The 25,076-nt window shown below is 55.3% G+C and carries 22 protein-coding genes and 2 tRNA genes; 12 read left to right on the forward strand and 12 right to left on the reverse strand.

What is annotated here, in order from left to right; translation table 11 throughout:
- Positions 1–10 precede the first annotated feature (10 nt).
- From ACR0EV_RS00760 to ACR0EV_RS00775, 4 genes are all read left to right on the forward strand, one after another.
- On the forward strand, positions 11–589 hold the full coding sequence (locus ACR0EV_RS00760) for a Maf family protein (RefSeq protein WP_480798354.1): 579 nt from the start codon (positions 11–13) through the stop codon (positions 587–589).
- Positions 586–1,608 (forward strand): ribonuclease E/G, encoded by a 1,023-nt coding sequence (locus tag ACR0EV_RS00765; RefSeq protein WP_480798355.1) that lies wholly within the window; start codon positions 586–588, stop codon positions 1,606–1,608. The genes ACR0EV_RS00760 and ACR0EV_RS00765 overlap by 4 nt, the downstream gene beginning before the upstream one ends.
- Entirely contained in the window at positions 1,605–1,787 is a 183-nt protein-coding gene (locus tag ACR0EV_RS00770; protein WP_480798356.1) for a DNA gyrase inhibitor YacG, read from the forward strand. The genes ACR0EV_RS00765 and ACR0EV_RS00770 overlap by 4 nt, the downstream gene beginning before the upstream one ends.
- A gap of 79 nt (positions 1,788–1,866) precedes the next feature.
- A tRNA-Phe gene (locus ACR0EV_RS00775) sits at positions 1,867–1,941 on the forward strand.
- 92 nt (positions 1,942–2,033) lie between these two features.
- Here ACR0EV_RS00775 and ACR0EV_RS00780 read toward each other — a convergent pair.
- The gene (locus tag ACR0EV_RS00780) at positions 2,034–3,455 is read right to left on the reverse strand and encodes a metallophosphoesterase (protein ID WP_480798357.1); all 1,422 of its coding nucleotides are present in this window, start codon (positions 3,453–3,455) and stop codon (positions 2,034–2,036) included.
- A gap of 180 nt (positions 3,456–3,635) precedes the next feature.
- On the opposite strand from ACR0EV_RS00780, the gene ACR0EV_RS00785 reads away from it, so the two are divergent.
- Complete coding sequence (locus ACR0EV_RS00785) at positions 3,636–6,725, forward strand: ATP-binding protein (protein ID WP_480798358.1); 3,090 nt, start codon at positions 3,636–3,638, stop codon at positions 6,723–6,725.
- Between the two features lie 24 nt (positions 6,726–6,749).
- Positions 6,750–7,493: a nucleoside 2-deoxyribosyltransferase gene (locus ACR0EV_RS00790; protein WP_171188310.1), complete on the forward strand. Its 744-nt coding sequence runs from the start codon at positions 6,750–6,752 to the stop codon at positions 7,491–7,493.
- A 48-nt stretch (positions 7,494–7,541) separates the two neighbouring features.
- On the opposite strand, the gene ACR0EV_RS00795 is transcribed toward ACR0EV_RS00790, so the two are convergent.
- From ACR0EV_RS00795 to ACR0EV_RS00810, 4 genes are read right to left on the reverse strand one after another with little or no spacing between them, the layout of a single operon-like run.
- On the reverse strand, positions 7,542–8,579 hold the full coding sequence (locus ACR0EV_RS00795) for an ACP S-malonyltransferase (RefSeq protein ID WP_480798359.1): 1,038 nt from the start codon (positions 8,577–8,579) through the stop codon (positions 7,542–7,544).
- Positions 8,576–10,765, reverse strand: coding sequence for a dehydrogenase E1 component subunit alpha/beta (locus ACR0EV_RS00800; protein WP_480798360.1), 2,190 nt, complete (start codon positions 10,763–10,765; stop codon positions 8,576–8,578). Before ACR0EV_RS00800 ends, ACR0EV_RS00795 begins: the two co-directional genes overlap by 4 nt.
- Positions 10,766–10,776: 11 nt before the next feature.
- Positions 10,777–11,979: an acyl-CoA dehydrogenase gene (locus ACR0EV_RS00805; protein ID WP_480798361.1), complete on the reverse strand. Its 1,203-nt coding sequence runs from the start codon at positions 11,977–11,979 to the stop codon at positions 10,777–10,779.
- Positions 11,976–13,151, reverse strand: coding sequence for a pyridoxal phosphate-dependent aminotransferase (locus ACR0EV_RS00810; protein WP_480798362.1), 1,176 nt, complete (start codon positions 13,149–13,151; stop codon positions 11,976–11,978). Before ACR0EV_RS00810 ends, ACR0EV_RS00805 begins: the two co-directional genes overlap by 4 nt.
- A gap of 89 nt (positions 13,152–13,240) precedes the next feature.
- Here ACR0EV_RS00810 and ACR0EV_RS00815 point away from each other — a divergent pair, with 89 nt between their 5' ends.
- A complete protein-coding gene (locus tag ACR0EV_RS00815; RefSeq protein WP_480798363.1) occupies positions 13,241–14,155 on the forward strand; it encodes a LysR substrate-binding domain-containing protein in 915 nt (304 codons plus the stop codon).
- Positions 14,156–14,251: 96 nt separating this feature from the next.
- Here the strand turns inward: ACR0EV_RS00815 and amaB are convergent, their stop codons facing one another.
- From amaB to ACR0EV_RS00830, 3 genes are all read right to left on the reverse strand, one after another.
- Entirely contained in the window at positions 14,252–15,748 is a 1,497-nt protein-coding gene (gene amaB / locus ACR0EV_RS00820; RefSeq protein ID WP_480798364.1) for an L-piperidine-6-carboxylate dehydrogenase, read from the reverse strand.
- Between the two features lie 18 nt (positions 15,749–15,766).
- Positions 15,767–16,873: a saccharopine dehydrogenase family protein gene (locus tag ACR0EV_RS00825; RefSeq protein ID WP_480798365.1), complete on the reverse strand. Its 1,107-nt coding sequence runs from the start codon at positions 16,871–16,873 to the stop codon at positions 15,767–15,769.
- A gap of 172 nt (positions 16,874–17,045) precedes the next feature.
- A complete protein-coding gene (locus ACR0EV_RS00830; protein WP_480798366.1) occupies positions 17,046–17,915 on the reverse strand; it encodes a hypothetical protein in 870 nt (289 codons plus the stop codon).
- A 182-nt stretch (positions 17,916–18,097) separates the two neighbouring features.
- On the opposite strand from ACR0EV_RS00830, the gene ACR0EV_RS00835 reads away from it, so the two are divergent.
- Positions 18,098–18,173, forward strand: a tRNA-Thr gene (locus tag ACR0EV_RS00835).
- Positions 18,174–18,450: 277 nt separating this feature from the next.
- Here ACR0EV_RS00835 and ACR0EV_RS00840 read toward each other — a convergent pair.
- Positions 18,451–18,927 carry a hypothetical protein gene (locus tag ACR0EV_RS00840; protein ID WP_480798367.1) on the reverse strand — a complete coding sequence of 159 codons (477 nt, stop codon included), beginning with the start codon at positions 18,925–18,927 and terminating at the stop codon, positions 18,451–18,453.
- Positions 18,928–19,478: 551 nt separating this feature from the next.
- Here ACR0EV_RS00840 and ACR0EV_RS00845 point away from each other — a divergent pair.
- From ACR0EV_RS00845 to ACR0EV_RS00855, 3 genes are all read left to right on the forward strand, one after another.
- The gene (locus ACR0EV_RS00845; RefSeq protein WP_480798368.1) at positions 19,479–19,676 is read left to right on the forward strand and encodes a hypothetical protein; all 198 of its coding nucleotides are present in this window, start codon (positions 19,479–19,481) and stop codon (positions 19,674–19,676) included.
- A gap of 141 nt (positions 19,677–19,817) precedes the next feature.
- Positions 19,818–20,045 (forward strand): hypothetical protein, encoded by a 228-nt coding sequence (locus ACR0EV_RS00850; protein WP_480798369.1) that lies wholly within the window; start codon positions 19,818–19,820, stop codon positions 20,043–20,045.
- A 92-nt stretch (positions 20,046–20,137) separates the two neighbouring features.
- Complete coding sequence (locus ACR0EV_RS00855) at positions 20,138–20,287, forward strand: hypothetical protein (protein ID WP_480798370.1); 150 nt, start codon at positions 20,138–20,140, stop codon at positions 20,285–20,287.
- A gap of 221 nt (positions 20,288–20,508) precedes the next feature.
- Here the strand turns inward: ACR0EV_RS00855 and ACR0EV_RS00860 are convergent, their stop codons facing one another.
- Together ACR0EV_RS00860 and ACR0EV_RS00865 are read right to left on the reverse strand one after the other, a co-directional pair.
- Positions 20,509–20,883: a DUF4345 family protein gene (locus tag ACR0EV_RS00860; protein ID WP_480798371.1), complete on the reverse strand. Its 375-nt coding sequence runs from the start codon at positions 20,881–20,883 to the stop codon at positions 20,509–20,511.
- A gap of 17 nt (positions 20,884–20,900) precedes the next feature.
- Positions 20,901–21,824 (reverse strand): SDR family NAD(P)-dependent oxidoreductase, encoded by a 924-nt coding sequence (locus ACR0EV_RS00865; RefSeq protein WP_480798372.1) that lies wholly within the window; start codon positions 21,822–21,824, stop codon positions 20,901–20,903.
- A gap of 110 nt (positions 21,825–21,934) precedes the next feature.
- Between ACR0EV_RS00865 and ACR0EV_RS00870 the strand changes: the two genes are divergently transcribed.
- Complete coding sequence (locus ACR0EV_RS00870) at positions 21,935–22,852, forward strand: LysR family transcriptional regulator (protein WP_480798373.1); 918 nt, start codon at positions 21,935–21,937, stop codon at positions 22,850–22,852.
- A gap of 467 nt (positions 22,853–23,319) precedes the next feature.
- Here ACR0EV_RS00870 and ACR0EV_RS00875 read toward each other — a convergent pair whose 3' ends face one another.
- On the reverse strand, positions 23,320–25,014 hold the full coding sequence (locus ACR0EV_RS00875; RefSeq protein WP_480798374.1) for a glycosyl hydrolase 108 family protein: 1,695 nt from the start codon (positions 25,012–25,014) through the stop codon (positions 23,320–23,322).
- Between the last annotated feature and the right edge of the window lie 62 nt (positions 25,015–25,076).

Below are 25,076 nucleotides of genomic sequence, written 5' to 3' on the forward strand. Positions count from 1 at the left end.
GCCTGCCGCAATGGCGTTTATTTTAGGATCGGGCAGCCCGAGACGGCTGGACCTGCTGGCCCAGCTTGGTGTGCAGCCCGACGCCATCCACCCCCCGGACATCGACGAAACGCCGCTAAAAGGGGAGCTTCCGGTTCCTTATTGCAGCCGTATCACACGCGAAAAAGTGCAGGCGGTGCAAGCGGATAGCGATGACTTCACGCTGTGCGCAGACACCACCGTCGCTTTGGGACGGCGCATTCTGGGCAAGCCCGAAGATGCAGGCCAGGCCGCCGAATTTTTGCACGCGTTGTCCGGTCGCCGTCACCGGGTCATAACCTCGGTCGCTGTACGGTGTGGGGATCGAATACTACAGCGTGACGTGGTCTCGCAGGTGAAGGTCAAACGCCTGTCCGATGTCGAAATCAATGCTTATCTGGCGACAGGGGACTGGCAGGGCAAAGCTGGAGCTTACGCCATTCAAGGCCCCGCAGGTGCGTTCATACCCTGGATTTCGGGATCGTTCACCGGCATTGTCGGGTTGCCCCTGTCCGAAACCGCCGCTCTGCTGCAGGGTATCGGCTATCCACTTTATCGCGAGGCGTCATGAAGGGCCGCACCATCGTTCTGGACCACATCGAGGACCGCGAAGCCGCGGCCCTTATGGTTGATGGCAAGCTTGATGACTTCCTGATTGCAGCGGACGCGCCTACGCCCGGCACGATTTACCGCGCCCGCGCCGACCGTCCGGTCAAAGGGCAGGGAGGCATGTTCCTGACAACTCCGGATGGGCCTGCCTTCTTGCGGCAAGTCAAAGGGTTGGCCCCCGGTGCTATGCTTCTGGTGCAGGTGAGTGGCTATGCCGAACCAGGCAAAGCCATTCCGGTGAGCAACCGGATCCTGTTTAAAAGCCGCTATGCCATTGTCACGCCCGAAGCGCCGGGCCTGAACATTTCGCGCAGCATCAGGGATGAAGAAATCCGTGACCAGTTGCTTGAAATTGCGCATGAACAGATGGGCGACAGCCGTTACGGTCTAATCCTTCGCTCCTGCTGCGTGGGTGCTGATGCGGATGATATTGCCGAAGACATCTCGGCCATGTTGGCGCAAGCGGATCAGGTGATGACTGACTCAGGCACCGAGCCAGAGGTTCTGAGCGAAGGTGACAGCCCTCATGTCCTGGCCTGGCGGGATTGGACAGACCCGGCCGAGGTTGTCACGCGGGCCGGAAGCTTCGAAACTCACGGTGTGCTGGATGCACTGGATGTGGCGCGTGGTGTTTCCGAACCTTTGCCGGGTGGCGGATACCTCTATATCGAACCCACGCGCGCATTGGTTGCAGTGGATGTGAATACCGGCGCCGACACGTCCTTGGCGGCTGGAACCAAAGCCAACTTTGCCTGCGCCAAGCTGTTACCCCGCGCCTTGCGCGTGCGTGGATTGGCGGGACAGATCACTTTGGATCTGGCACCGATGCCCAAGAAGGACCGGCGTGGTTTTGAATCCGCTCTGCGGGCTGCTTTCAAGTCGGATCCAGACGAGACGATTCTGGCAGGCTGGACACCGCTGGGACATTTCGAACTGCAACGCAAACGCAGCCGTTTGCCGCTAGCGGAGATCCTGAAATGAGCTGCCCGATCTGCGGAGAAGACACGGTGCAGAAGTTCCGTCCGTTCTGCTCAAAACGCTGCGCGGACATTGATTTGGCCAAGTGGCTGAACGGTTCTTACGCGGTCCCTTCGCAGCGCGAAGACGACCTTGAAGCGGACGCTGAAGCCCAAGAGCTTATGCCGAAACGGCCGCACTGAAAAAATGTAAAAAAGCCTCTGGACACTGCCGGTGGCAAGTCATAGAACGCCTCCACCCAACGACGATTGTCGTTCCCGTGCCCGGGTAGCTCAGGGGTAGAGCAGTGGATTGAAAATCCTCGTGTCGGTGGTTCGATTCCGCCCCCGGGCACCATTTTAAGATGAGCTCAACAGGACTTTTCAGCAGTTGCTTTTCCACAGGTTGGACGGCCTCATGACGTTCCGGAACTCAACTGCACGCCGACTCTAACAATTACCACCGGCGTTTTTCAGAAAATCGGCCAGTCGCGCGTTATGCTGTTTGACCGCAACGGCTGCGGCTTTGGAAAAGTCCGACCAAGGCCAGTTCTGGGGATCAATGGATTTACACAGTTGTGAAAACAGCGGATTATCTGCATCGTCTGGGGTCTCGGCGATTTGGACTGAGACGCGATAGTCCGAGGTGTCGTCACCCTCGTTGTACATACGAAGCGAAGCTAGGTTGGCGTCATCGTCGATTAGCACAATCGCGCCTCCGATGAGCGGTTTGACCTCGGGGCTGTCAACGACCCATCCACCGCTGTTATAGGCGGCGAAGCTTGGGACAAAGAAATGCTCCAACGGCATGATTGCTTCAAAAGGCTTGTGCGTGTGGCCAAAAACAAGTGCTACGTTCGACGGATCGGTCTCGCCAAATTCTGATTTGATTTGTTCTTGAACCGGAACCTGCATGAACCGCTTGACGCCTGCACCATCGTCGCTGAGCAACTTCTCGGTCTGCCCGCGTTCAAAATAGTCTGTGACCAACGCGCCGACCATATCACCGACGCCTTTGGCAAGTGTTTTCCCGGTCGCTCCGCCCTTTTTCAGAACCAGATTTCGGGCCGCACTGCCCAGCAGTGATCCAATCGCCTTGGGGCTGTTTTCGGTATTGTAAACGTTTTCCTCGTCGACACCGATATGGCCAGAACGGCCAAGAACGGACCAGACAAAATCAATCCAGGCAAAGTTCTGGGCTTCCCAGGCTTCCATTGTCTCGGGTGGTGTTGTTTTTGGGTAGAGGAGATCCGCGAATTCGCTGACCATCAGATATGCGTCTTCAATAAAGTGCCCGTGGCTGACCACAATAAGCGTGTCGCCGGATGTGATGGCGTAATTGGGATAAACGGCTTTGATCTTGACGTCGACAAGCCAAGGAAGACTGTGTGCGATTGCATTGACAAAATAGCTGGGAACACCGTCGGGTTCGCGCATCGGAGTGATGTGCGGTGGGCTGGGCAAAGGGGTGCTCCAATCGGCTGAACTCAGACGATCCGCATATTGTCGCTCTCTGCAGGTTTCCCAAAGATGATGGTCATGATTGCCGGGGATGAAAATAATCTCGGGGTCGAAAAGCCGGGCGGCGGGATCTTCCGGCATGGTCAGTTCAAGAAAGTGGCGAAAGGCCATCGCAGCCACGTTTTCCGTACTGAAGGCCAGATCAAGAATATCCCCGTTCAAAATGAGCGTTGGGAGGCGCTCACCTGAATTGTCGTTGATGAGGTGCCTCAGGCAGTTCGCCAAGTGGATCAGAACATCGCTGGGGTGCATCGGATCCACACTGCCGTCGGTCGCGTTCAGGCGAGTCAGAATGCTGTTATCCGCCCCAAAATGCATATCTGAAAGACAGACATATCTGATGTCGCCCATAATCCACCCAAAACATGTTTAAATTACGATTTATTGCTTCGTGCCGGTGTATTGACACGAAGAATGACTATTCCGTTGACTTATCACAAAACTTGACCTTGCGACACCTTTGCGTGTTTGTTTGAACAATAGCTGGATTTTGACCAGAATGTTTTTTCATTTTTGCGCGCAGGTGACTTTATGGCGAAGACCTCCGCTGGTACTCAAAACGACTCTGGGCTTAGCGGTGAGCGGCGGCGGCTTGTTCTTGCGTTTGTCGATGTTGTGGGCTCAACCGAATTAAGCACCAGGATGGATTCCGAAGATTTCGCTGACTTGATGCTGGCGTTTCAAAAGTTCGGAAGCCAGACATTCGAGAAATTCGGTGGAAAAATTGCGCACTACCTAGGCGATGGGCTTCTTGTCTATTTTGGATATCCTCAGGCGCAGGAAAACGATGCCGAGCGGGCCGTGCGCGCGGCTTTTGAGATGCTGGAAGGGCTGGGTCAAGTTGGTCAGCCCCGGCTAAAATCACCGTTACAAGCGCGCGTAGGTATTCACGCCGGGCCGGTGATCGTAGGGCAAAGCAGCGACGGCTTGGGTGATATCCTTTTGGGCGAAACGGTGAACGTTGCAGCGCGTATCCAATCAGCCGCATTGCCCGGAACAATCTTTACCAGCGAGACTGCGCTGAATCTTCTGAAAGGAAAATTTGCGTCCCGACCGCAACCCCCAGCCCGGTTAAAGGGGCTTGCGAATGAAGTTGTTCTTCATCAATTGCGCCAATCCACGCCGGCGAAACGATCAGTGGCGCGGCCCCTCAGCGCGCTGGTGGGACGAGAGGAAGAGCTTTCGACGTTGAAGTCAGAATTCGAGGCCGTGCTTGGCGGCTCGCGGTCCAGTGTTAGCATTGTTGCAGACCCGGGCGTGGGCAAGAGCACGTTGATCGACAGGTTTCAGGCTGGTCTGTCCGAAACGCCGCATACCTGGCTAGAGGCGAGATGCGATGTATTGCAAACCGGCGCGGCTTTGCATCCGTTTATCGAATTGGCGTTGAAAAGCCTTGGAATAACAGACCCGCAGGATACCGAAGACGCAGCGTTTCGGTTGAACGAGGGGTTGGCAGCTTGGGATGAACGACCGGAAAATACGTTTCCCGTCATCGCCAATTTTTTGGGACTCCGAGTGCCAGAGTTATCGGTTCTGGCCAGTGAAAGCCCTGAAAGCCTGCGCAAACTGACTCTGGAAACACTGGTTCTCTGGATCGAGTTTCTGTCCAATCAACGTCCCGTTGTATTGGTGTGCGAGGATCTGCATTGGAGCGATGCAACAACGATCGACTTGCTAAATCTGATGTTGCAGAGGGAAACGCCTGCAAAGCTTTTGTGCCTTATCACGTCGCGGAACGCCAAAGACGGTATCGACAAAAAGCTGATTGGTCGCGTTATTGAGCTGCCGACACTTGCAGGTGCTGAGGCTCAGCAACTTATTCACGCGATTGACACCGGGCAGCGTCTGAATGCCGATGACACTCAGCAATTGATTGACCGGGCACAGGGCGTGCCGCTGTTTCTGGAAGAACTGACGCGGCAAGCATTGCGCGAGGAGGTCGGGCACCAATCCCTCATTCCTACATCGCTCGACGGCCTTGTCATGCAACAGCTTGATCGCTTGCCAAAGAGCGCCAAAGGCACTGCTCAGGTTGCCGCGGTTTTGGGACAGGCTTTTGATCAGACGCTACTTGCGGCGGTGTCTGAGCTTGATGCTGAAGGTTTGGATGCATCAATTGATATTTTGCTGGATGCTGATCTGATCCGGCGTCATGCGGGCCAACCGGGCAGCTATTTCTTCCGCCACGCCCTTACGCGCGATGGCGCTTATGGCACTTTGCTGCGGCAAAGGCGCAAGACCCTTCACGCAGCGACGGCGGATCAGTTGATGACGCAATTCAGCGGACAGGGTGACATGAACCCGTCTGTCGTCGCCCATCACCTGCTGGCGTCCGAACAATTCACGCCAGCGGCTGAGTGGTTCAAAAAAGCGGGGCGGAGTGCTGCAAAACAGGCTGCGGTCGAGGATGCTGCGACACTGTACAGACGTGCGCTTGAAGCGTTGGATGGTGCTTCGGAAACGCCCGAACGCCACAATTCTGAACTGTCTTTGCAGATATTGTTGGGCAACGCTTTGATGGGTGTGCGTGGATTTGGATCTGATGAAATCGTACCGGTTTGGGAACGCGCCCTGAGCATTGCGGAAACGCTGAAGGATTACGATGAGCGGTCGTCGGCGCTCAATGGTCTGGCTGCATATTGGATTGGCAAAGGCGATTGCGCAAAAGCCTGTGATTTTGCACTTCAGATACTGTCGTGGTCGGAACCTGCCAACCATCGCATTGGTATGCTGCGGGCGCATTCATCGCTTGCGAATGCAAAGTTCCAAATTGGCGATGTACAAGATGCGTTGGACCATGCCGAGACGGCGGTCTCACTGTATCAACCCGATGACTTTGCAAACGTAACATATGGTGTCGGAACCGATCAGGGCGTTGTCGCCTATGGGGCCGCAGCGGCGTCGCATTGGTGGTTGGGGGCCGCGCAAACCGGACTTAGACGGGCCCGTCAGGGTGTCGCTCTTGCTGAGGGGCTTGAATCTGCCCTGAGCCTTGCTGCAGCTCGGTCTTATCTGGCGCTTATGCACCATTACCGCGGGGACGAGGAGCTCGCATACGAGGTTGCTGACGAAACAGTGATGTTTTGCGCCAACCTTGGGATACCGTTCTGGCAAGGGTTGTGCCTGTTGCTGCGCGCCGGTCAAAAAGTCGATCAGCCTGCAAAACGTCTGCAAGACATAGAAGCGGGGCTTGGTATTCTGTCGGGCAGCGGCAGCCAATCCGCTGTGGGCTTGGGCTTTTCCATAATGGCCAGCGCGCAGGCAGATCAGGGCAACCCCGAGATCGCGCTGGGTGTTTTGCAAACGGGAAGTCAGATGTCGGCAATGCTGGGTCAGCATTTCTGGGATGCGGAACTGAAACGCTTGTTGGGAGTGGTTCAGGCGACGATGGGCGACCGTACGGCAGCGGTTGAAAGCGTGTCCGAAGCCGTGGACCTGGCGCGCGGCAACCACGCCCGCTCGTTGGAATTGCGCGCGTTACTAACCCTGGACGATGTGCTTGGGTCCGAGGATCGGACCACCCGAAATCGAATGGCGACTGTCCTGAAGGCACTTGAGCCTGGGACAGATACTCTGGATGCGCAAAAGGCATCTCGGATCCTCGCTTCTGTGAATTCCTGAAGTCAATTTGTGGAGCTTTTTCAAATGTCAGAACAGATCGTGTATTGCTCGGGGCCGATGTTCAGCGTCGGGGATCTTTGGGAACAGCAGAACATTGCTGCCGTGCTTGAGGCCGGGGGGTTCACAACCTATTTGCCGCAGCGTGACGGCCTTGAGGTTGGCAAGTTAATGGCCCTGCTTCTTGATCCCCAGATTTCTTCGCAGGAAGGGCAAATTGCGCTCTCGATCGTTCGCAAAGTCACTTATTCGCTGGATATTTATCAGTTAATTGGTCGGTGCACATGTCTGGTCTTCAACATGGATGGGCGTGTGCCTGACGGGGGCAGTCTTGTTGAATCTTCCATTGCCTATGCGGCTGGAAAACCAATCGTGATCTACAAAACCACACCGATCACAATGCTCGCCGGGACCGACAACCCCATGATCGAGGGGCTGTCTACCAGTTGGACCTATGTCCATGACACAGTCGACATCGTTCCGGCACTGCAGGCCCGTATCGCGGCGCAATCCGATGCGGACTATGTGTATACCCCGCCATCGGTTGTTGGCCTTGTGCTTGAAGTGGGTTCAAGCGTCGCAGACAAGAACTCGAAGCTTCGGCAAATCCTCGCGGCAATTGCCGCTGCTCCAACCGGGCCGGATGCGTTGAAAGAAGCCAAAGCACTTTTGGAATGGGCCAAGACGGACAAGGCCTTTCAAGCGGCTTTCGGGTCCGGTCAAACAAGTTTCTTGGGCGCTGACGGACAGCACAAACTTGTCAGCCTGTAACCAACGCAATCGCTCAGGTGTTGTTGCTTTATGAGAGGGAGCGTCAGGTTAGGTAACCTGCGCTCTCTGATCGTCCATACCCATTGAAACCAACATTGGCGTGTCGTGTTGTTTGCTTTGGAAGGAGGCCTTATCGCTCATCCCGTTCCAGTTGCTGAGGATCAGGGATTGTGCCACAGCACCGCCCAGCGTGGTGCCCGGACCAGTAACGATGAACAGATCCGGCGCGAACTCACGTGCGGCCTGCGCTATCGCGTGGGTGAAGTCGTAGGTTTCCGTGACCTGATGACCCAGCGTATACTCCCACAAAGTATCCGAGTCACACGCCCCCGGCCACCAAATTTGGCCTCGACCGTCGATCATTGGCAGACTGGGCTGTTGGAAAAGGTCTGCGCCCAGCTGCGCGCGACCCTGTGCGGCCACGGGGGCCTGAAGGCGCGAATGAAAACCTGCGTGATTGGCAAGGCGCAAGGGAAAACGCTCCTGCACCACCGGCACGGCTTTTTCGAACGCGGCTAGCCCGGCCTCATCCCCCGCCAGTACAAGCATTCCACCCAGATCAATTGATAGGGTCAGCGTTGCACCCGTTCCGCTGATCTGATCAACCAGAGCCAAAAGCTCGGCCTTGCGTTCAGGATCCGGATGCCAATCCGTGTTCAGGAATGGATAAACCAGTTGCCCGCCGATCATGTTGTCCTGCATCAGCGTGCCCATTGTGTTGACGACCTCGAACCCACCTTCGGCAGTCAGCGCACCCGTGCAGGCCAAGGCCGAATACCAGCCCATCGAGTTGCCCGTCACCGCGACCACGTCGATCTTGTTGCGGTCGATGGAACGGAAGTCGCCAAGTGTGGCTGCATAAATCAGGGCCGATGCATTGTCGCCGCGCGTATGTTTGGCAACCGAATACCGTGCCGCGCCGTCCAACGCAGTCAGAGTTTCCTGCCCCTGCGCGTTACGCATCTGGTCGAACCGCGCCAGCAACGCCTTGTCCGGAAACTGCCGCCCCAGCACACCCAATTCGGGTTTGTTATACGTACCCCGACCGGGGCAGATGACAACGGCGGTCTGTTTATCTCCGCTCATACCGAAGCCTCCATCAAACGGCGCGCTGCGATCTCGATGCTGTCTTTGGACGGCATTGTGGCGGCATAGGCCGTGCCGGTTGCGATGAAGCTGTCTTCGGCGGTGATGCGGGCCAGTGGCACACTTGCCGTTTCGTGGAAATGCGCCATCAGCGCTTCGGCTACACCGCCATGATGGCGGGTTTCGTCAACGATCAGGATACGTTTGGCCCCGGCGACTGCTTGTGTCAGTGCATCCTTCGGCAAGGGTGACAGCCATCGCAGGTCAACGATCCGGGTATTGATACCATCGGCTTGCAACGCCTTTTGCGCCTGGTGGCTGAGATAGACGCCATTGCCAAAGGTCACGATGGCCAAATCCCCTCCGTCTCCGTTTACGCCGACTTCTCCGAACCCGATGCGTTCGGACGGGTCAGGATAGGTCTGCATCCACCCACCATCACCTGCTTCGTGCAAGTCCCGCATCGGATAAAGCGCGATGGGTTCAAGGAAGACAACGAGCCGCTGTTCTTCGCGCGCCAGCCGCACGCATTCGCGCAGCATCCGCGCGGCATCAGAGCCGTTCGACGGGCAGGCCAGAATCAGGCCCGGAATGTCGCGCAAAACGGCGACGGAGTTGTCATTGTGGAAATGCCCACCAAAGCCCTTCTGGTATCCCAGCCCGGCAATACGCACGACCATCGGGTTGGTGTATTGACCGTTCGAGAAGAAGGGCAGGGTGGCAGCCTCGCCACGCAACTGGTCTTCGGCGTTGTGCAAATAGGCCAAGAACTGGATTTCCGGCATCGGCGTATATCCGTTCTGCGCCATGCCGATGGCCAGACCCAGGATCGATTGTTCGTCCAGCAAAGTGTCAATCATCCGGTCGGGGCCGAAGCGGGCCTGCAGTTTTTGCGTCACGCCGTAGACACCGCCTTTGCGCCCGACATCTTCGCCCATCATCACGATCTCACCGTGCTCCAGCATCAGATCGGTCAGGGTCCAGTTGATCAGGCGCGACATGATCTGAGGTTCGGATTGCGCCTTTAGATCGCTGCCGAACACGTCGGCTCTTTGCTCTGGGCTTGGACCATTGGTCGGCGCACAGGGGCGTACGGGTGGTATCAGGCTGGCCATAACGTCGCTTGCTGTTTTCAGACGCGGACGGGTGACGGCTTTGTCTGCGACACGGGCGACACGTGCGCAGGTATCGGTATAGACGCGCAAGGCGTCCTCGGACTGCATCGCCCCGGATTGTTCCAGCAGGCGGACGGAATGCAGCAGGGGATCGTTGGCCTCTTCTGCCTCAACTTCTGATTTCGGCAGGTAGGTTGTTGGCATATCTGCCCCGGCATGACCGTAAAGACGCACAGTGCGGACATGCAGGAAGGCGGGTTTGCGACGGTGGCGCACATAGTCGGCCGCCTCTTGTGCGACGCGGAATGTGTCGAACAGATCAAGCCCGTTGCAACTGAAGTATTTCAATCCCGGTCGGTTCTGGAAAGTCGCTGCGATCCAGCCCTGCGGTGTCTTGGTCGAAATACCGATACCGTTGTCTTCGCAGCAAAACAGCAAAGGCAGAGGGACTGATTGGTAAGACGTCCATTGCGCAGTGTTGAATGCCCCTTGCGCGGTTGAATGGTTGGCCGAGGCATCGCCAAAGGAACAATAGACAATCGAATCGTCCGGCATTTCAGCATGTTCGGGGCGATGGCGGCGGGCCGCGCCAATGGCATATGCCGCGCCCACAGCTTTGGGCAGGTGGCTGGCTATGGTTGAGGTCTGCGGCGGAATGCACAGCGCCTTGGACCCCAGTACCTTGTGCCGTCCGCCGCTGATCGGGTCTTCAGAAGACGAGGCGAAGGACAGCAGGATATCCCAGGTTGGGCTTTGACCCGGCACCTGGTCGGAGCGGGCAATCTGAAAGGCAGCATCGCGATAGTGCAGAAAGGCCGGATCGGTCGGGCGCAGTGCAGCAGCAACAGCTGCCATGCCTTCGTGCCCGGAAGAGCCGATGGTGTAAAACCCCTGACCGGCTTTCTGCATTGCGCGGCTTTGCCGATCCAGCGCCCGGCTGAGGCATTGTGCGCGATAAAGCCCCACGGCCTCGGTCTGGGTCAAGGGGCCAGCAGGGGCGTCACCTGCAGGGAAATCCTGCGCCGCCACGCGACGCAGGAAGTTTTCGTGCACAATGGCTGCGCGATCCATATCGAATGTCCTTAGGCGAAGGCTTGCAGGCCCGTTTGCGCACGGCCCAAAATCAGCGCGTGCACATCATGGGTGCCTTCATAAGTGTTCACCGTTTCCAGATTGACCATGTGCCGGATGACGTGGAAATCCTGGCTGATACCGTTACCGCCATGCATGTCACGGGCGTGGCGCGCGATCTCGAGCGCTTTACCACAATTGTTGCGCTTGATCAGGCTGATCATTTCGGGTGCGGCGCGGGCTTCGTCCATCAGGCGACCCACGCGAAGGGCGGCCTGTAGGCCAAGCGCGATTTCAGTCTGCATGTTGGCAAGTTTCAACTGGAACAACTGGGTTTGCGCCAAAGGTCGCCCGAATTGCTTGCGATCCATCCCGTATTGATGGGCAGCGTGCCAACACGCTTCGGCTGCGCCCATGGTGCCCCAGGCAATGCCGTACCGCGCGCGGTTCAGACAGCCGAACGGACCTTTGAGGCCCTCGACATTAGGCAGCAACGCATCTTCTGAGACTTCGACATTGTTCATCACAATCTCACCTGTGATCGAGGCGCGCAGCGACAGTTTGCCTTCGATCTTGGGCGCGGACAGTCCCGCCATGCCTTTGTCCAGAACAAAGCCTTTGATCTTGCCGCCATGTGCCTCGGACTTGGCCCAGACCACAAACACATCCGCGATCGGTGCGTTTGAGATCCACATTTTCGAGCCGTTCAGCACATACCCGCCTTCGGTCTTTTTGGCGACGGTCTTCATCCCGCCGGGGTCCGAGCCCGCATCGGGTTCGGTCAGGCCAAAACATCCGATAAACTCGCCACTGGCCAGTTTCGGCAGGTATTTTTGGCGTTGTTCTTCGGTGCCGTAGGCATAGATCGGATACATCACCAGACTGGACTGCACGGACATCATCGAGCGATACCCGCTGTCGACACGCTCAACTTCACGCGCCACAAGGCCATACGTCACATAGCTGGACCCGATGCCGCCGAATTCTTCGGGGATGGTTGTGCCCAGCAGCCCCATCTCACCCATCTCGCGGAAGATACCGGGATCGGTTTCTTCTTTGGCAAAGGCTTCGGTCACGCGTGGCAGCAGCTTGTCCTGCGCATATGCACGCGCGGCGTCGCGCACCATGCGCTCGTCTTCGGCAAGTTGATCTTCCAGCAAGAAGGGGTCTTCCCAGGTGAACGGGCCAAGCTGCGGGCGGGATTGTGGTTTCATGAGAGTTTCCTTTCTACAGCTGATTTAAGGCGTTCAAGACCAGCTACAATTGTATCTTGGGCGTATGCGAAGCTCAGGCGGAAATGTCCGGGCAAGCCAAAAGCGCGACCGGGGACAAGGGCGACACCGGCATCTTCCAGCACCCGGGCGCAGAAGTCAGCGTCATTTTTGAAGGGTCCCCCGTTATCTTCAAGCAATTCCGCGCAAGATGGGAAGGTATAAAAGGCCCCATCAGGCGCGTCACACCGCAGCCCAGGAACCGCGTTCAGTCCAGCAACTACCAGATCACGACGTTGGGCGAACAGGGTGCGCCTTTCTTCCAGCAACTTCGGGTCACAGGTGATTGCTGCCAAAGAGGCCCATTGTGAAATCGAGCACGCGCCCGAGGTCACCTGACCTTGCACTGCCACCATCGCCTTGATCAATTCGGCCGGTCCGATCCCCCACCCGATGCGCCAGCCAGTCATGGACCAAGCCTTGGCCACGCCATTGACGACCAACATACGTTCGGTAAGTTCTGGTGCGGCTTCGGCTACCGAGGTGAACGGAACAAAGCTGAGGTGCTGATAGATTTCATCCGCCAGAACCCAAATCTGCGGGTGCTGGGCCAATACGGTGGACAGAGCGGCGATCTCGCCTTTCGAATAGATGGCGCCGGACGGGTTCGATGGTGTGTTGAGCATCAGCCAGCGAGTGCGGGGTGTGATAGCAGCCTCAAGCTGTTCGGACTGCAATTTGAAAGCTTGTTGCATCGGGCAAGGCAGAACAACCGGTGTGCCACCAGCCATGCGGACAATATCGGAATAGCTGGTCCAATAGGGCGCAGGCATGATCACCTCGTCGCCGGGGTTGAGGTTGGCCAGCATGGCGTTTGCAATCACCTGTTTTGCCCCGGTCGACACGATGACTTGCGTCATTTCGACCTTTGCTTGCAGGGCGATCTCGCTACGCAGATCGTGAATGCCTGCTGTCGGCGGGTACTTAGTCTTGCCGTCTTGCGCTGCGGCGTGGGCCGCCTCGACCACGTGGGGCGGCGTGGGCAGGTCAGGCTCGCCCGTTGACAGAGCCACAATATCGCGGCCATCCGCGCGCAGACGGGCAGCGGCTTCTGAAATCTGTACAATCTCGGAAAGCTCGATACCGTTTAACCGGTCGGCGCGTTGGAACAACATGGCACTTCCTTTGACATTCGGATTGAACCTAGTGCCAAATTCACTTGAGAAAAATACGTCAATAGGTATCTTTTCTGTGACTAAAACTCATGGATCTCATGCCCCGGATCAGCGCTCTCCCATCTCTTGCCCTCATGCGCAGCTTCGAGGCTGCCGCGCGTCATGAAAGTTTTACCATGGCTGCGGAAGAACTGGGCGTTACGCAGGGCGCGGTCAGCCGTCAGGTGCGCGAGTTGGAGGCGGCGATTGGTGTCACGTTGTTTCGACGTGTCGGGCGCGCGGTGCGCCTTTCCAAGGCAGGACGCGCGTTGCGCAAGGAACTGGCCGGTGATCTTGAACGCCTTAGCGGAACGATCAACCGTGCTATTGCGGCCGGAGATGGTGCAACGCTTTTGACAATGGCTGTTTTGCCCACCTTTGCGACGAGGTGGTTGGTGCCGCGCCTCACTGATTTTAAGACACGGCACCCGGGGATTGAATTGGATCTTCATTCCTATACCACACCCTTCAGTCTGGAAGAGCAACGCGTGGACGTCGCCATTCACTTTGGTCACGAAGACTGGCCGGGCGCCGGACTGCGCAAGTTGTTTCCAGAAAATCTGGTAGTTACGGCTGCACCAGCCCTTCTTGGCGGCGCTGGATTGACCGAGAAACGGGATGTGTTCGATCTGCCATTGCTGCATCTCACCTCTCGACCTGATCAGTGGTCCAACTACCACGCCGGTCTCGGGCTGGATGCGCGTGCTGTGTTCTCAGGTATGCGCTTTGATCAGTTTTCTATGCTGATCGAAGGGGCAGTGGCCGGGTTAGGGGCTGCGATTCTGCCGTCTTATCTGATCGAGGCCGAGTTGGCTTCGGGCGCGCTTGTCGAGATTGGTCAGATCGCGAACACGTCGGGCAGCGCGTATTACGTCGCTTTTCCAACAGGGCAGAAAAATGAAGCGGTTCAGCTCTTTTCGGGCTGGTTGATCAAACAGTCAAAGCAACGGCGATCAGCTAGGTAGCTATGGGGATCAAAAAAGGCCGCACCGGGTTTACCCCTCCGATGCGGCCACCTTGTGTCGATTTCATATGCTGCTGCTTCGTTAGCTGCACAGGCCTCAGATGTCGAACTTCACCCCCTGAGCCAAAGGCAGCTCAGCTGAGTAGTTCACGGTGTTTGTCTGTCGACGCATATAGGCTTTCCACGCGTCCGAGCCGCTTTCACGTCCGCCGCCAGTTTCCTTTTCACCGCCGAACGCGCCGCCAATCTCGGCCCCTGATGGCCCGATATTGACGTTCGCGATCCCGCAATCGGACCCGGCTGCGGTAAGGAACTGCTCGGCCTCGCGCATGTTCAGGGTGAACACGCAAGAAGACAGCCCCTGCGGCACATCGTTTTGCAGCTCGATGGCCTCGTTGAAATCCTCATAGCCCAAGACATAGAGGATTGGCGCAAATGTTTCGGTTTTTACAGTATCGGACTGTGCGGGCATCTCGACGATCGCAGGTTCCATATAGACGCCGCCGGGGACACCTTCGGTTACGCGGTTGCCGCCAAAGACCTTACCACCTTCACCCTCTGCCGCCTTCAGCGCAGCTGTCATGGCTGCGCCCGAGGCTTCATCCACCAAAGGCCCGACCAGCGTGCCTTCGGCCATTGGGTCGCCGATGGGCAAACCGGAATAAGCTTTCTTGAGGCGGGCCACCAACTCGTCCTTGATCGAATTGTGAACGATCAGGCGGCGCAAGGTGGTGCAGCGCTGACCTGCGGTGCCAACGGCCGAGAACACAATGGCGCGCACGGCCATTTCCAGATCTGCCGAGGGACCAACGATCATTGCGTTGTTACCGCCCAGTTCCAGAATGCATTTGCCAAAACGCGCCGCCACGATGGGTGCCACCGCGCGACCCATACGCGTCGAACCGGTTGCCGAGATCACAGGCACATCTTCGCTCGACACCAGTGCCTCGCCCAAAGCCGCGCCGCCGATAACGGTCTGTAACAGACCGTCTGGGGCGTCGCCAAAACGGGCCAGCGCACGTTCAAAGATCTTCTGGCACGCCATCGCAGTCAGCGGTGTCTTCTCGGACGGTTTCCAGATCACCGGATCGCCACAGACAATCGCCAGCGCTGCGTTCCACGACCAGACTGCAACCGGGAAGTTGAAGGCCGAGATTACACCGACCGGCCCGGCAGGGTGCCAGGTTTCCATCATCCTGTGCCCTGGACGCTCGGATGCGATGGTCAGACCGTAAAGTTGCCGCGACAGGCCAACGGCAAAATCGCAGATGTCGATCATCTCTTGCACTTCGCCCAGACCTTCGGACGTGATCTTGCCGGCTTCCCAGCTGACAAGTGCTCCAAGATCGTCTTTGGCTGCGCGCAGTTCTTCACCCAGCAGTCGGATCAACTCGCCCCGCTGCGGCGCGGGCACCACGCGCCAGGCTTTGAATGCAGCTTTTGAGCGGGCGATGATGGCGTCCATCTCAGATGCAGGCGTCTCGTGCACATCGGCCAGAACACGGCCGTCGATTGGAGACGTCACCTGCAACGTGCCTCCGGTCAGCTCAGCCGCCGTCAGGTCCAGTTTCAAAAGTGTGGATTCTGCTGTCATTACAACGTCTTTCATGTCTCAGGCCGCTTTGTTTTGAGGGGTTGCATCACCAGCGCTATAGAGCGCGCCAAATTCAGTGTTCAGGAAGTCGGGCAGCTTCACCTGCTCTTGCCGGACAAAGCCTTTCGAAGGCAGCGCTCCCGTACGCATCAGGTCGACAACGCCAAGAACACCTGCGGCTGTCGTGACCTGAATGGCGCTCCAGGTCTGGCCACTGATTTCACGGGCAAAGCTTTTGTTGATCAGTGATTTCTCACGCAGCGCGCCGTCGATTATGCCCTTGGCGGTGCAGTAGACCAGAACAACGTCCTGATCGGTGCGGGGCAGGGCGGACTCGAATATCTCTTTCAACAGATCGCGGCGACGTTCCAGCCCCAGATCATGCAGGAGAAGTTTCAGAATGTCACAATGGCCCGGGTAACGGATCGAACGATAAGAGACCGACCGCGCCTTACCTTCCAGCGTTTCGGGCAATGTGCCCAGCCCGCCCGAAGTGTTGAAACATTCGTATTCCACGCCGTCATGCCCCAGAACCTCATAATCCTCCAGCGGAGCGGTCTTGACACGCTTGCCGTTCACGATGGCATCGCAGGGGTTGCAATACTCGTTGATCAGCCCGTCGGTTGACCAGGTCAGGTTGTATTTCAGCGCGTTGGTCGGATAAAGCGGCAGCGCACCGACCCGCATATGTAAGCTGTGTATTTCATCGAACTCAGCGGCCAGAGATGCGCCCGCGATACCAACAAAGCCCGGCGCCAGTCCGCATTGGGGCATGAACGCGGTTTGGCTGCCCTCGGCCAGCGCGCGCACAGCGTTCGTGGCGGCCACATCCTCGGTCAGGTCAAAGTAGTGCGCGCCTGCTTTCTGGGCCGCCTCAGCAATCTTTGGCGTCAAAAAGAAGGGCGCCGCCGAAATGACGGCATCAAAACCGCTTAGACCTGCGGCCAAACTATCTGTGTCGCTGGCGTCGACTTGCTTTGTGGGTACACCAAGCTTGGCAATTTCTGCCAGTGATTTCAGGTCGTGATCCGCGACAGATACGGTGTAATTTGGCGATGCTTTCAGCAGGGTCGCGATCATCTGCCCGATTTTGCCTGCGCCTACAATACACACATTCCAGGACATTACTGTCTTTGCCTCCCAATTTGTGCCTCACTTAACGATGGTTCGCAGGCTGTTCGTGTGGCAGAGTAAAATTTGACGAAACGTATAGGTTTTCTGTCGTTTTGACGAATAATCCAGAGTTGTGACGGATCAGAGGCAGGCTTCTGTCGTTGCCTGAAATGGTGATTAAAGGTTACAACACGCGAATGTCTGACATGGCGCGGATGGCGGCTATGTCCTGCGCGTAAAGCTCTGTAAACGCGTCGAATATATCCGTATTCCACCCAGGTAAATCCAACTCTTCCTCAACCTGCTCGAGGCGCGCTTGATCCTCGAGGACTTGCGCCAATTCTTCGCGTTGGCCTTGTGGGCCCAAGGGTGTGCGTCGCCCAAGGATCTCCAGAACTTGCCTCTGCCCTGCGTCGGTCAAAAGCGAAGACAAGAAGGAATACTCATCGGGAAGGAGGGTCTCGTTCTGCAGCCCTGTCATTGCCCGGACAATATCACCCCAGATCAGAGGTAGATTTTCGTTTTCCCATACTGTCAGTTTTACCTGAGGCGCAAGCTCGCGCAGGTCTTCGATCATGCTGAGCCAGCTGAGGCAACTGAGGTCGGTGTTGGCTAGAATATCCCGCCGATGGTCTTCGTGGATGGACATCAGCGTTTTGGGAATAAAAATTCCCGGGTTCACCAGCCCGACAAACAACTCAAGCTGCGCGCCCTCCAAAAGGGTCTCGGTAAAGGCTGTCCGTCTTCCGGCAAAAGGGTAAATCTGACCATGTTGCAAAGCTGTTCGTCGTGGACCAAAGAACTTATCGCTCGAAAGAACGACACGCTCCAGGTTGACGTCTTGTGGAAAAAGAGGGGCAAGGCCGTCCCGTGTTTCTTCGATTGATGTGCCTTGGATCAGCGCATCCGACATGATCTTGACGAATTGCCGGGACATGCGTGGGCCCATCGGAGCAGTTTTCAACTCTGCCAGCATCTGTCTGTTTGCAACTAGCGAGGACAAGATGTGCCCTTCATCGGTAAAGGCTGCACCGGCATGAATGATTACCTGCATGTCGTCTTCCGTACCTTCAGCTACAGTGCCCAGCCTCGCACATGTCCTGCGCTCAGCCAGACGTATGCGGCGTTTTTGCCTGAGTGGTTTTTTGCACTTTCTCAGGAAAACCGACAATACCTTAGTTCAAGCTGAAAATGAGGCTTGCAGTCCCCCGCCAGAGGAAGTAATCGACTGCCAACGCCCCTATAGCTCAGCTGGTAGAGCAACTGATTTGTAATCAGTAGGTCCGCGGTTCGAGTCCGTGTGGGGGCACCACTTTAACGCGTCAACTTGAGATTGACTTGCGCCACTGATCTCCGGCGATCAATTTGTGCTGTTAGGCCGACTTTCGGTAATCCGCATTTTTGTGCTCTCTAGTCGAGCCTCAAACGCAAAAGGATGACTCGGCGCGTTCCCACTATTTTTGCTGCTCAAAAAGCCAGCCCTCGTCCGCTTATATATGATTCACGCTTCCGCGGAGCCACCGTTAGAGGTTCGCTGGGTCTTACGCGTAAAGCCTGCCTGAAAAAGGACAATGCTTGTCTCGAATCGCTTAATGTTTGCGGCAGATTTCAAGCATTCTTTTGTAAGCAGTGCTACCTTTTCCAGTATTAAAATACCCCTTCACGCCAAACCTTGATTTGGCAGCTACAAATGAACCGTTGAAAAAGACTCTATCTGAGGAAAGAACGCTTCGTCTGATGCTGGATTGGTTTTTCTGAGGATAAATTCCCCAGCCATCTTCGTCGCTGAGCGAGAATGTAAACTGTCCAGCGTTCAGCAAGATACTTTCCCACTTTAAGTTTCCATAGTTAGATATGTCGCCAAGTTGAATGATTACTTCGCCGTTGCTATCGACCATTAATAGCATTTTTTTGGTTCGACCTGTTGAAACGAAACTTGTGGCAATCCAACAGTAGTCACTATCCTGAAAAACGCCCCAAAGACCAACTTCCTCCTTTCTTAATAAAGTACCTTGAGCCATTGCGGCATGGACCGTTGCTGACATTAGTATGGTTAGAGCGCCCAAGCGCATTCTGCGAAGACTATTTTTCAAATGCGAAGCTTCTCGTAAAACTCTGAATCTGTCATTCAAGGATAGTGATAGAAACAGATAGGTTTAGCTCTTTGTCGAAATCAAGTGCCCTTTGTCCCAGGGCTGTCTACATCGCCCTGCTTTTGACCCAACTTCGTCGCGGCGATCTTGCGAAACCATTCCTTACGAAACTTTGCGTGTGCGTCGGAACGCATGTAACGTTTCAAGCACTAGTTTTTTAGGGCGGGCTGAGTACGCTTGCGGCAAGCGTGTCTTTTTCTCCCCTCAGAGGCCTTATTTGATCCTTCTCGGCGGTTGCGGAGCAACTTACTCCGGCCTCTTCTTTGGATAAATGATATCTTCAAGCTGCGACTGTGCTTTTGTGAGCATGGATGATCGTAAAGAAAAATTGCTCACCCAGCGACTTCCACCGTGCAACCCGGGCGCGCCTTGGATGCGAAGCTATTGGTCGTCATTCGAAATAAACGCACTCGTGCTCTGGAAAATCGGCTATGCTTGCAATTGTCAGAATTCAGGAGACCGACATGCTCTACCCACTTGCCACGCTCAAAGCTGATAAGCTCAACTTGGTTCAGGCGCTCGAAAAAGAAATAGGAAGCCCGGTAGTGGCGTTTAAAGCTGTAGACGCAGACACCGTGACTCTTCCGAAAGATCAGCTTGAAAAGCTACAGGCCCTGGAAGATGAGTTGGATGTCGTTCTTGTGGCGGTTCGGCCAAACTAATCTTCTTTCAATGGTCGGGACGCGGCTTTTGCGAATTTAAGGGATGTTCAGTGGTGATTGAAACGCCCATCCCTTGTGACTCCTAATCTGTTTGATCGCTCTCAAAGCCGCTGTGGTGTCAACATCCTTAGGAGGTTCGCTATGCCGCAATACAACGATATGTTCGAACTTTCGGTTGAGGATATCGACTTAATCGAAAGCTCACTTCGCCGCGCTCAGACAGCACTTTCCCATGCTGAGCGGGATGAGAGCGAGCAGGAAAAGCGGGAGCGTGAAGATGCGTTGAACAGAATTCACGAGCTGTTGGGACGACTACACGATCAGAAGATCTTCTATCGGCCGAAAAGTGGAGTTTACGTTGGGGGGTAGGTGGCTTCCGTCTTATATTCTCGGTTGCGCTTTCACGAATGCGGAAGGGTCTATGCAACGTTGACACTTCCGGCAATCGCCTGAATTCGTCCTTGCCTAAGGGAATTGCACAGCTTGGCGAGACCTATCAGATCGCGCGACGCATGGCTGCGCAGAGCCGCAAACACATGACTGCTCTGGATGGGGACGAGCCTGCAGGCGACGCTGGTGTTGGGCCGGTTTTTGGCAAGAAGGAACGCTAAGGTGACGTGATCCTTAAAGCCATTCCCGACCAACCCAAATGCATCCTGCGTAAAACGGTTCACCAGAACGTTGAGGTTGGATCGGAACTCCATACAAACGGGCATAATGTAAGAAGTCGGCAAAGCGGAGTTTGCTCGAAGATTCGCAAGTGGGTTTAGTTTTAGGCGGGTTGAACGACGGCGACTTTACTCTGGCCGCCGTCCATCTGATTAAATGTCAACTAAAAGGAAAGCTGGTAGTAGGCTGAGATCAACACCGCGATGATCACAATTTCAACGACCAGAGGCGGCAAGACGGCTCTGTCGAATCCATCGATCAGTAAGCCAACAATTCGCCCAAACGTCACCACACCCATCAGGAGCGCAACGGCTATGTAACTCAGTGTCTGCCCGGTCGTTAGACCAATCATCAGCAAAGCAACCGAAGCCAGAAACAATCCACCGATCACTGAACGGATCGTGCTGAGTCCGGCAGTACCCACCGGCTCGATGGCAAAATTGGCGACCATGCGCCGAGGGGCGAACATCGACATGATGCCGAGCCCGGACAGCATAATGGCTGCAAGGATGACGAGTATGTTCAGTGTTGTTTCCATTAAATTTCTCCTTTGGCTCAGGCGAACTGATGCAGCGCCTCGTTTGCGTTGTCCTGCATTTTGATGTCCGATAGGGTTGCATCAATGCTGGCTTGATCCACCACAGGTCCGGTGGGATACCCTGCTTGGCTGGCATAGAAGTGGCCGGTCTTGAATTCCGGGTTGAGCAACCCTTCCAAATACCGTTTTGCCCCTGCTTCCACGCTGTGCATCATCCCGAACAAAGGCATCAGCACGCCACCCACATGTTTGAAGATGATGCGTTTCACCATCGACAGATCGTCAAAGCCTGCAGTACCAGCAGTGCCACCCGGGCTCATGGTAACAAAGCGAATATACGGGTGCTGGCGCGCCATCGCGCCCATCCACAAGGTCGCCACCAGCTTGGCATAGCCGTAGGTCTGCATCGGATCACCCTCGGGTCCGAACTTGCTACCATCGGCAATTGATCTGAATTCTGCCACCGTACCTACAGTCAGATCGGGGCGCTTCATCCCCATTTTAGGAATACCTCTTGCGGCCTCCGATCCCGCGTAAAGCACTGTGGATGTCACCAGTTGGCGCTCCAATAACGCGTCCACCAGCACCACATGGCCCAAAACGTTTGTGGCAAAGATGTTGGTGACGCCGGCGCTGGTCAAGCTGTTGGGCTTACGCCCGCCCGTACCGCCCGCGTTTAGAATGACAGCATCAATCGGCGTCGAGATATCAGCGACCGCTGCGCGAACCGAACCGGGATCGGTGACGTCCATCAGAACAGTTTCAAAGATCTTGCGTTCGGTCTCATGCTCTAGCGACGTTCTGGCGGCCTCAGCTTTGGTTCGGTTGCGGCAGGCCAAATAAATCCTGGCAACGCCTTTCTGTAACGCAAGCTGTCGGGCGGCTTCGCGGCCAAGCCCGGCATTTGCGCCGGTAATCAACACAGATTGAATCGGGTTCATGGTTTGGTTCCTTGGGGTCTCGTTTGATGGGGCCAAGGTAGGGCGGCTAGTAATTGAACTGTAGGTGGTTATTTCTGGACACAATGCTTCAAAAATGAAACACAAGGTTCATGTCGATCAAAGAAAGCCATTCCCTGAATTGGGACGATCTGAAGTACTTTCTGGCCGTTGCCCGCACCGGAACGTTGCGCGGTGGGGCAGACAGCATTCAGGTGAACCACACCACGCTGACACGCAGGGTTTCGGTCATGGAAGAACGCGTGGGCAGCCGGTTGTTCGACCGCTCCAAGTCTGGGTTGGTTCTGACGCAGCTTGGCGAAGACCTGTTGCCCCATGCCGAACGTGTCGAGGCAGAAATGACTGCCGCATCGCGGGTCATCGTCGGCAGGGACGCACAGCCGTCTGGCACCGTTTACGTCACTCTGCCTCATGGGTTGGCGATGACATCATTGATGGAGGACTTTGCCGCCTTTGCCGAGCTCTATCCGGACATCATCCTAAATATGAACTTCACCAATGATATCCGTGATTTGATGCGTCGGGAAGCCGACGTCTCGTTGCGTATTGCAGATGAAGTGACAGATGACGTGGTCGGACGAAAGCTGGTCCAGATGTCTCAGGCAGCCTATTGCACACGCGATTATGCCGAACAGATCAGCGACAATGGCGGCGAAGGACTGCACCTGATCGGGTGGCATGAACCGGAAGAGGCGACCACTGCCAAATGGGTTAAAGACAGCTATTACCCGAAAGCCCAGCTCAAGCACCGTGTTTCGGAACTTGTGCCATTGATCGCATTGGCGGCGTCCGGTCTCGGCATGGCGTATCTGGCTTGCAACCTCGGGGACCGACACCCCAACTTGATCAGGGCACCGTTTCAACGACCCTTACCCTATCGGAGTATCTGGCTTCTTCTCCACCGTGATTTGCGAAATACAGCAAGGGTCAGGCTGTTTGTGGATTTCTTGGCTGAGCGGGTAAGATCAAGGCGCAACGAATTCTGGGTCTCTGGAACAGCATTCAGATAGTGGTCATTCGCTGCGTCTGGACAAAAAAGCAGGTCAGGGCTCAAAACGAACGAATGCTTCAACAGATTTCCGGATGCAATTCTGGTGTATGAAGCAGTTGCTCGATTCTGATTTTACGATCATTTTGACAGCGCATTGCTGATGACTGGCTGTGGACAGAGGATCGATGGGCAAATCCTGCCAAGCGACTAATTTTCCGCAAGTTTTCATAAACGCAATGCTTGAAATAAAGGTCGGATCGTCGGTCGGAAAAGGCCAGCTCTTTCCAAGCAAGTTTGGGTGATCTGCACCCGGCTCAAAGTTGCTGAAAGTTTTCGCGACCTGTTTCTGTTAATTGTAGCCATCAATGGCAAGCTGTGAGGTTACAACCTGTTCAAACTGGTCGTGCCTGATCTTGTGATAGATGACCATGTTGAATTGTTTCCGGCGAGCTTGTGGCAAACACAGGATCAAACCGATACTATCGATCACATGTTCTGCTGTAGATCTCTAAATTTTTTGTCGATTTTACCGAGAAAACCCCAACTCGTTAGCAGTGAAAACAAAGTTAACATGGTGGTCTTGTCGCCATCGGCAAGCAGTTGTTGCAATTGCGGTTGAGACGAACTTAAGCCGAGCTGCGGAAGTACGGCGGTGACAACAAGGCCGATGATGCCGATAACAGATTTTTTGCCGTCCAGCATCTTGCCAATCATCGGTCCAAGTGCATTGTTGACGGGTGTCAACTCGTCGAGGGCTGCTGCAGGCGTCGCAGTAGTTTTTTCGTCCGACGAGGCATTGATCTTTTCGTCCAAAATCGTTTTCAACAAATTGATTTTTTCATCATCGTCCTGTTTCTCAAGGCGCTTCTTCAGAATCCCTATGGCCAATGCCTTAACGGCTGCAGATTTTCCGCCCGTCAAAGCCATTAATGCAATTCTCAGGACGTCGTCAGCTTCAATGTCCAAGTCTCTTTCTTTAACTTTCATGATTTTGATAGGACGTTTGCCCTCTCCTTTCGGTAAAGTACTCAAAAAGACACGCAACTTGTTGACACGATTTATCCAACCAGTCCCAAAGATGGCAAAATCTTCGAGACCTCGCAGGCGTTGCTCGTATAGCTCAAGGTATTTCTCGGATAGTACAGACGGGTCGGTCTGATTGATCGCGCTTAGCGTGATCCGCCCGATTATTCCGTCTTCTTCCAGCTTATTGCCGTCGACTGTCATGCCAAGTTCATTGAAGGCCCGTTGCGCAGTTCTTTGAGCCACACTTGACCCTGAGTGAACCGCCATGTTGTAGACGACCATTGCAACGCGGTCAGGTAATTTATCGCACTTACATTTGATGTAGTAGTTTGTGTAAAGGATCTCATCGGCATCCTTTTGACTCAGTGCGGCCACGTCATCATCCGTAAGATCCGCAACATCTATTTCTAAAGCCTCGGCTAGTGTACTTTTCGTAACACCGAAGTTTGTGGCACCGCCTTTGTCTCGCGGATCATTTACGAAGCCACCTTCAGCGTCTTTGATGAATTCATGAAGCTTTTGGAAGCGGAGATCTCTGCTGGCTAAATTCGTCGAAGAACCTGCCTGAGTTGGCGATTCGGTTTCCATGGACGCCATCAAATCCGTATCGATTGCGGGTGCGCCCAGATAGACCGAAGGTCGGGGCGGGGAGGGAGGGCGTCCACTCCAATTGTCGATCATTTCGTTGAGGCGATCCGCCCAGGCTTCGTCTCCGCCAGCCGGGTAAACACCTTCGTACAAGTCGCGAGATTTTACTCCTTGAATCTGAATGTGTGGCTTTTCGATGAGTTTGCCTTTAGAGTTGTAGATCGGCGTCATTCCATTTTCTTTTGCGAGCACATGCATCCGGTCCCACCAAGCCTCCTTGTGGCCAGTGGTATCCCAACTCCATTTACCGTTCTCTTTTAGGACGAAATCGACGGCGAGCCCGTATTGATGTATCGAATGCCACGGTCCAACCCAGGTCACTTTGGTTCCTGGCTTCGTTCTGCCTTGCGCATAAAGGTCTGCTTGCCGCTCCGGGGTGCGAAATGCCTCGAACACCTCGAATGGAATTTTTTCTTTCTTTAGTTGAGACTGTATGGCTACGACTTTTTCCCTAATTGCAGGATGCAGTTTTGAGATGTCGTTTTCCCGCTTTCTTGAATTTCCCATAACTTAATTCGCTCCTCAAAAAAAAATCGGCGGAAAATATCTGCCACAGACTTTCAGCTCAC

The organism is Ruegeria sp. CF8, from assembly GCF_056537285.1.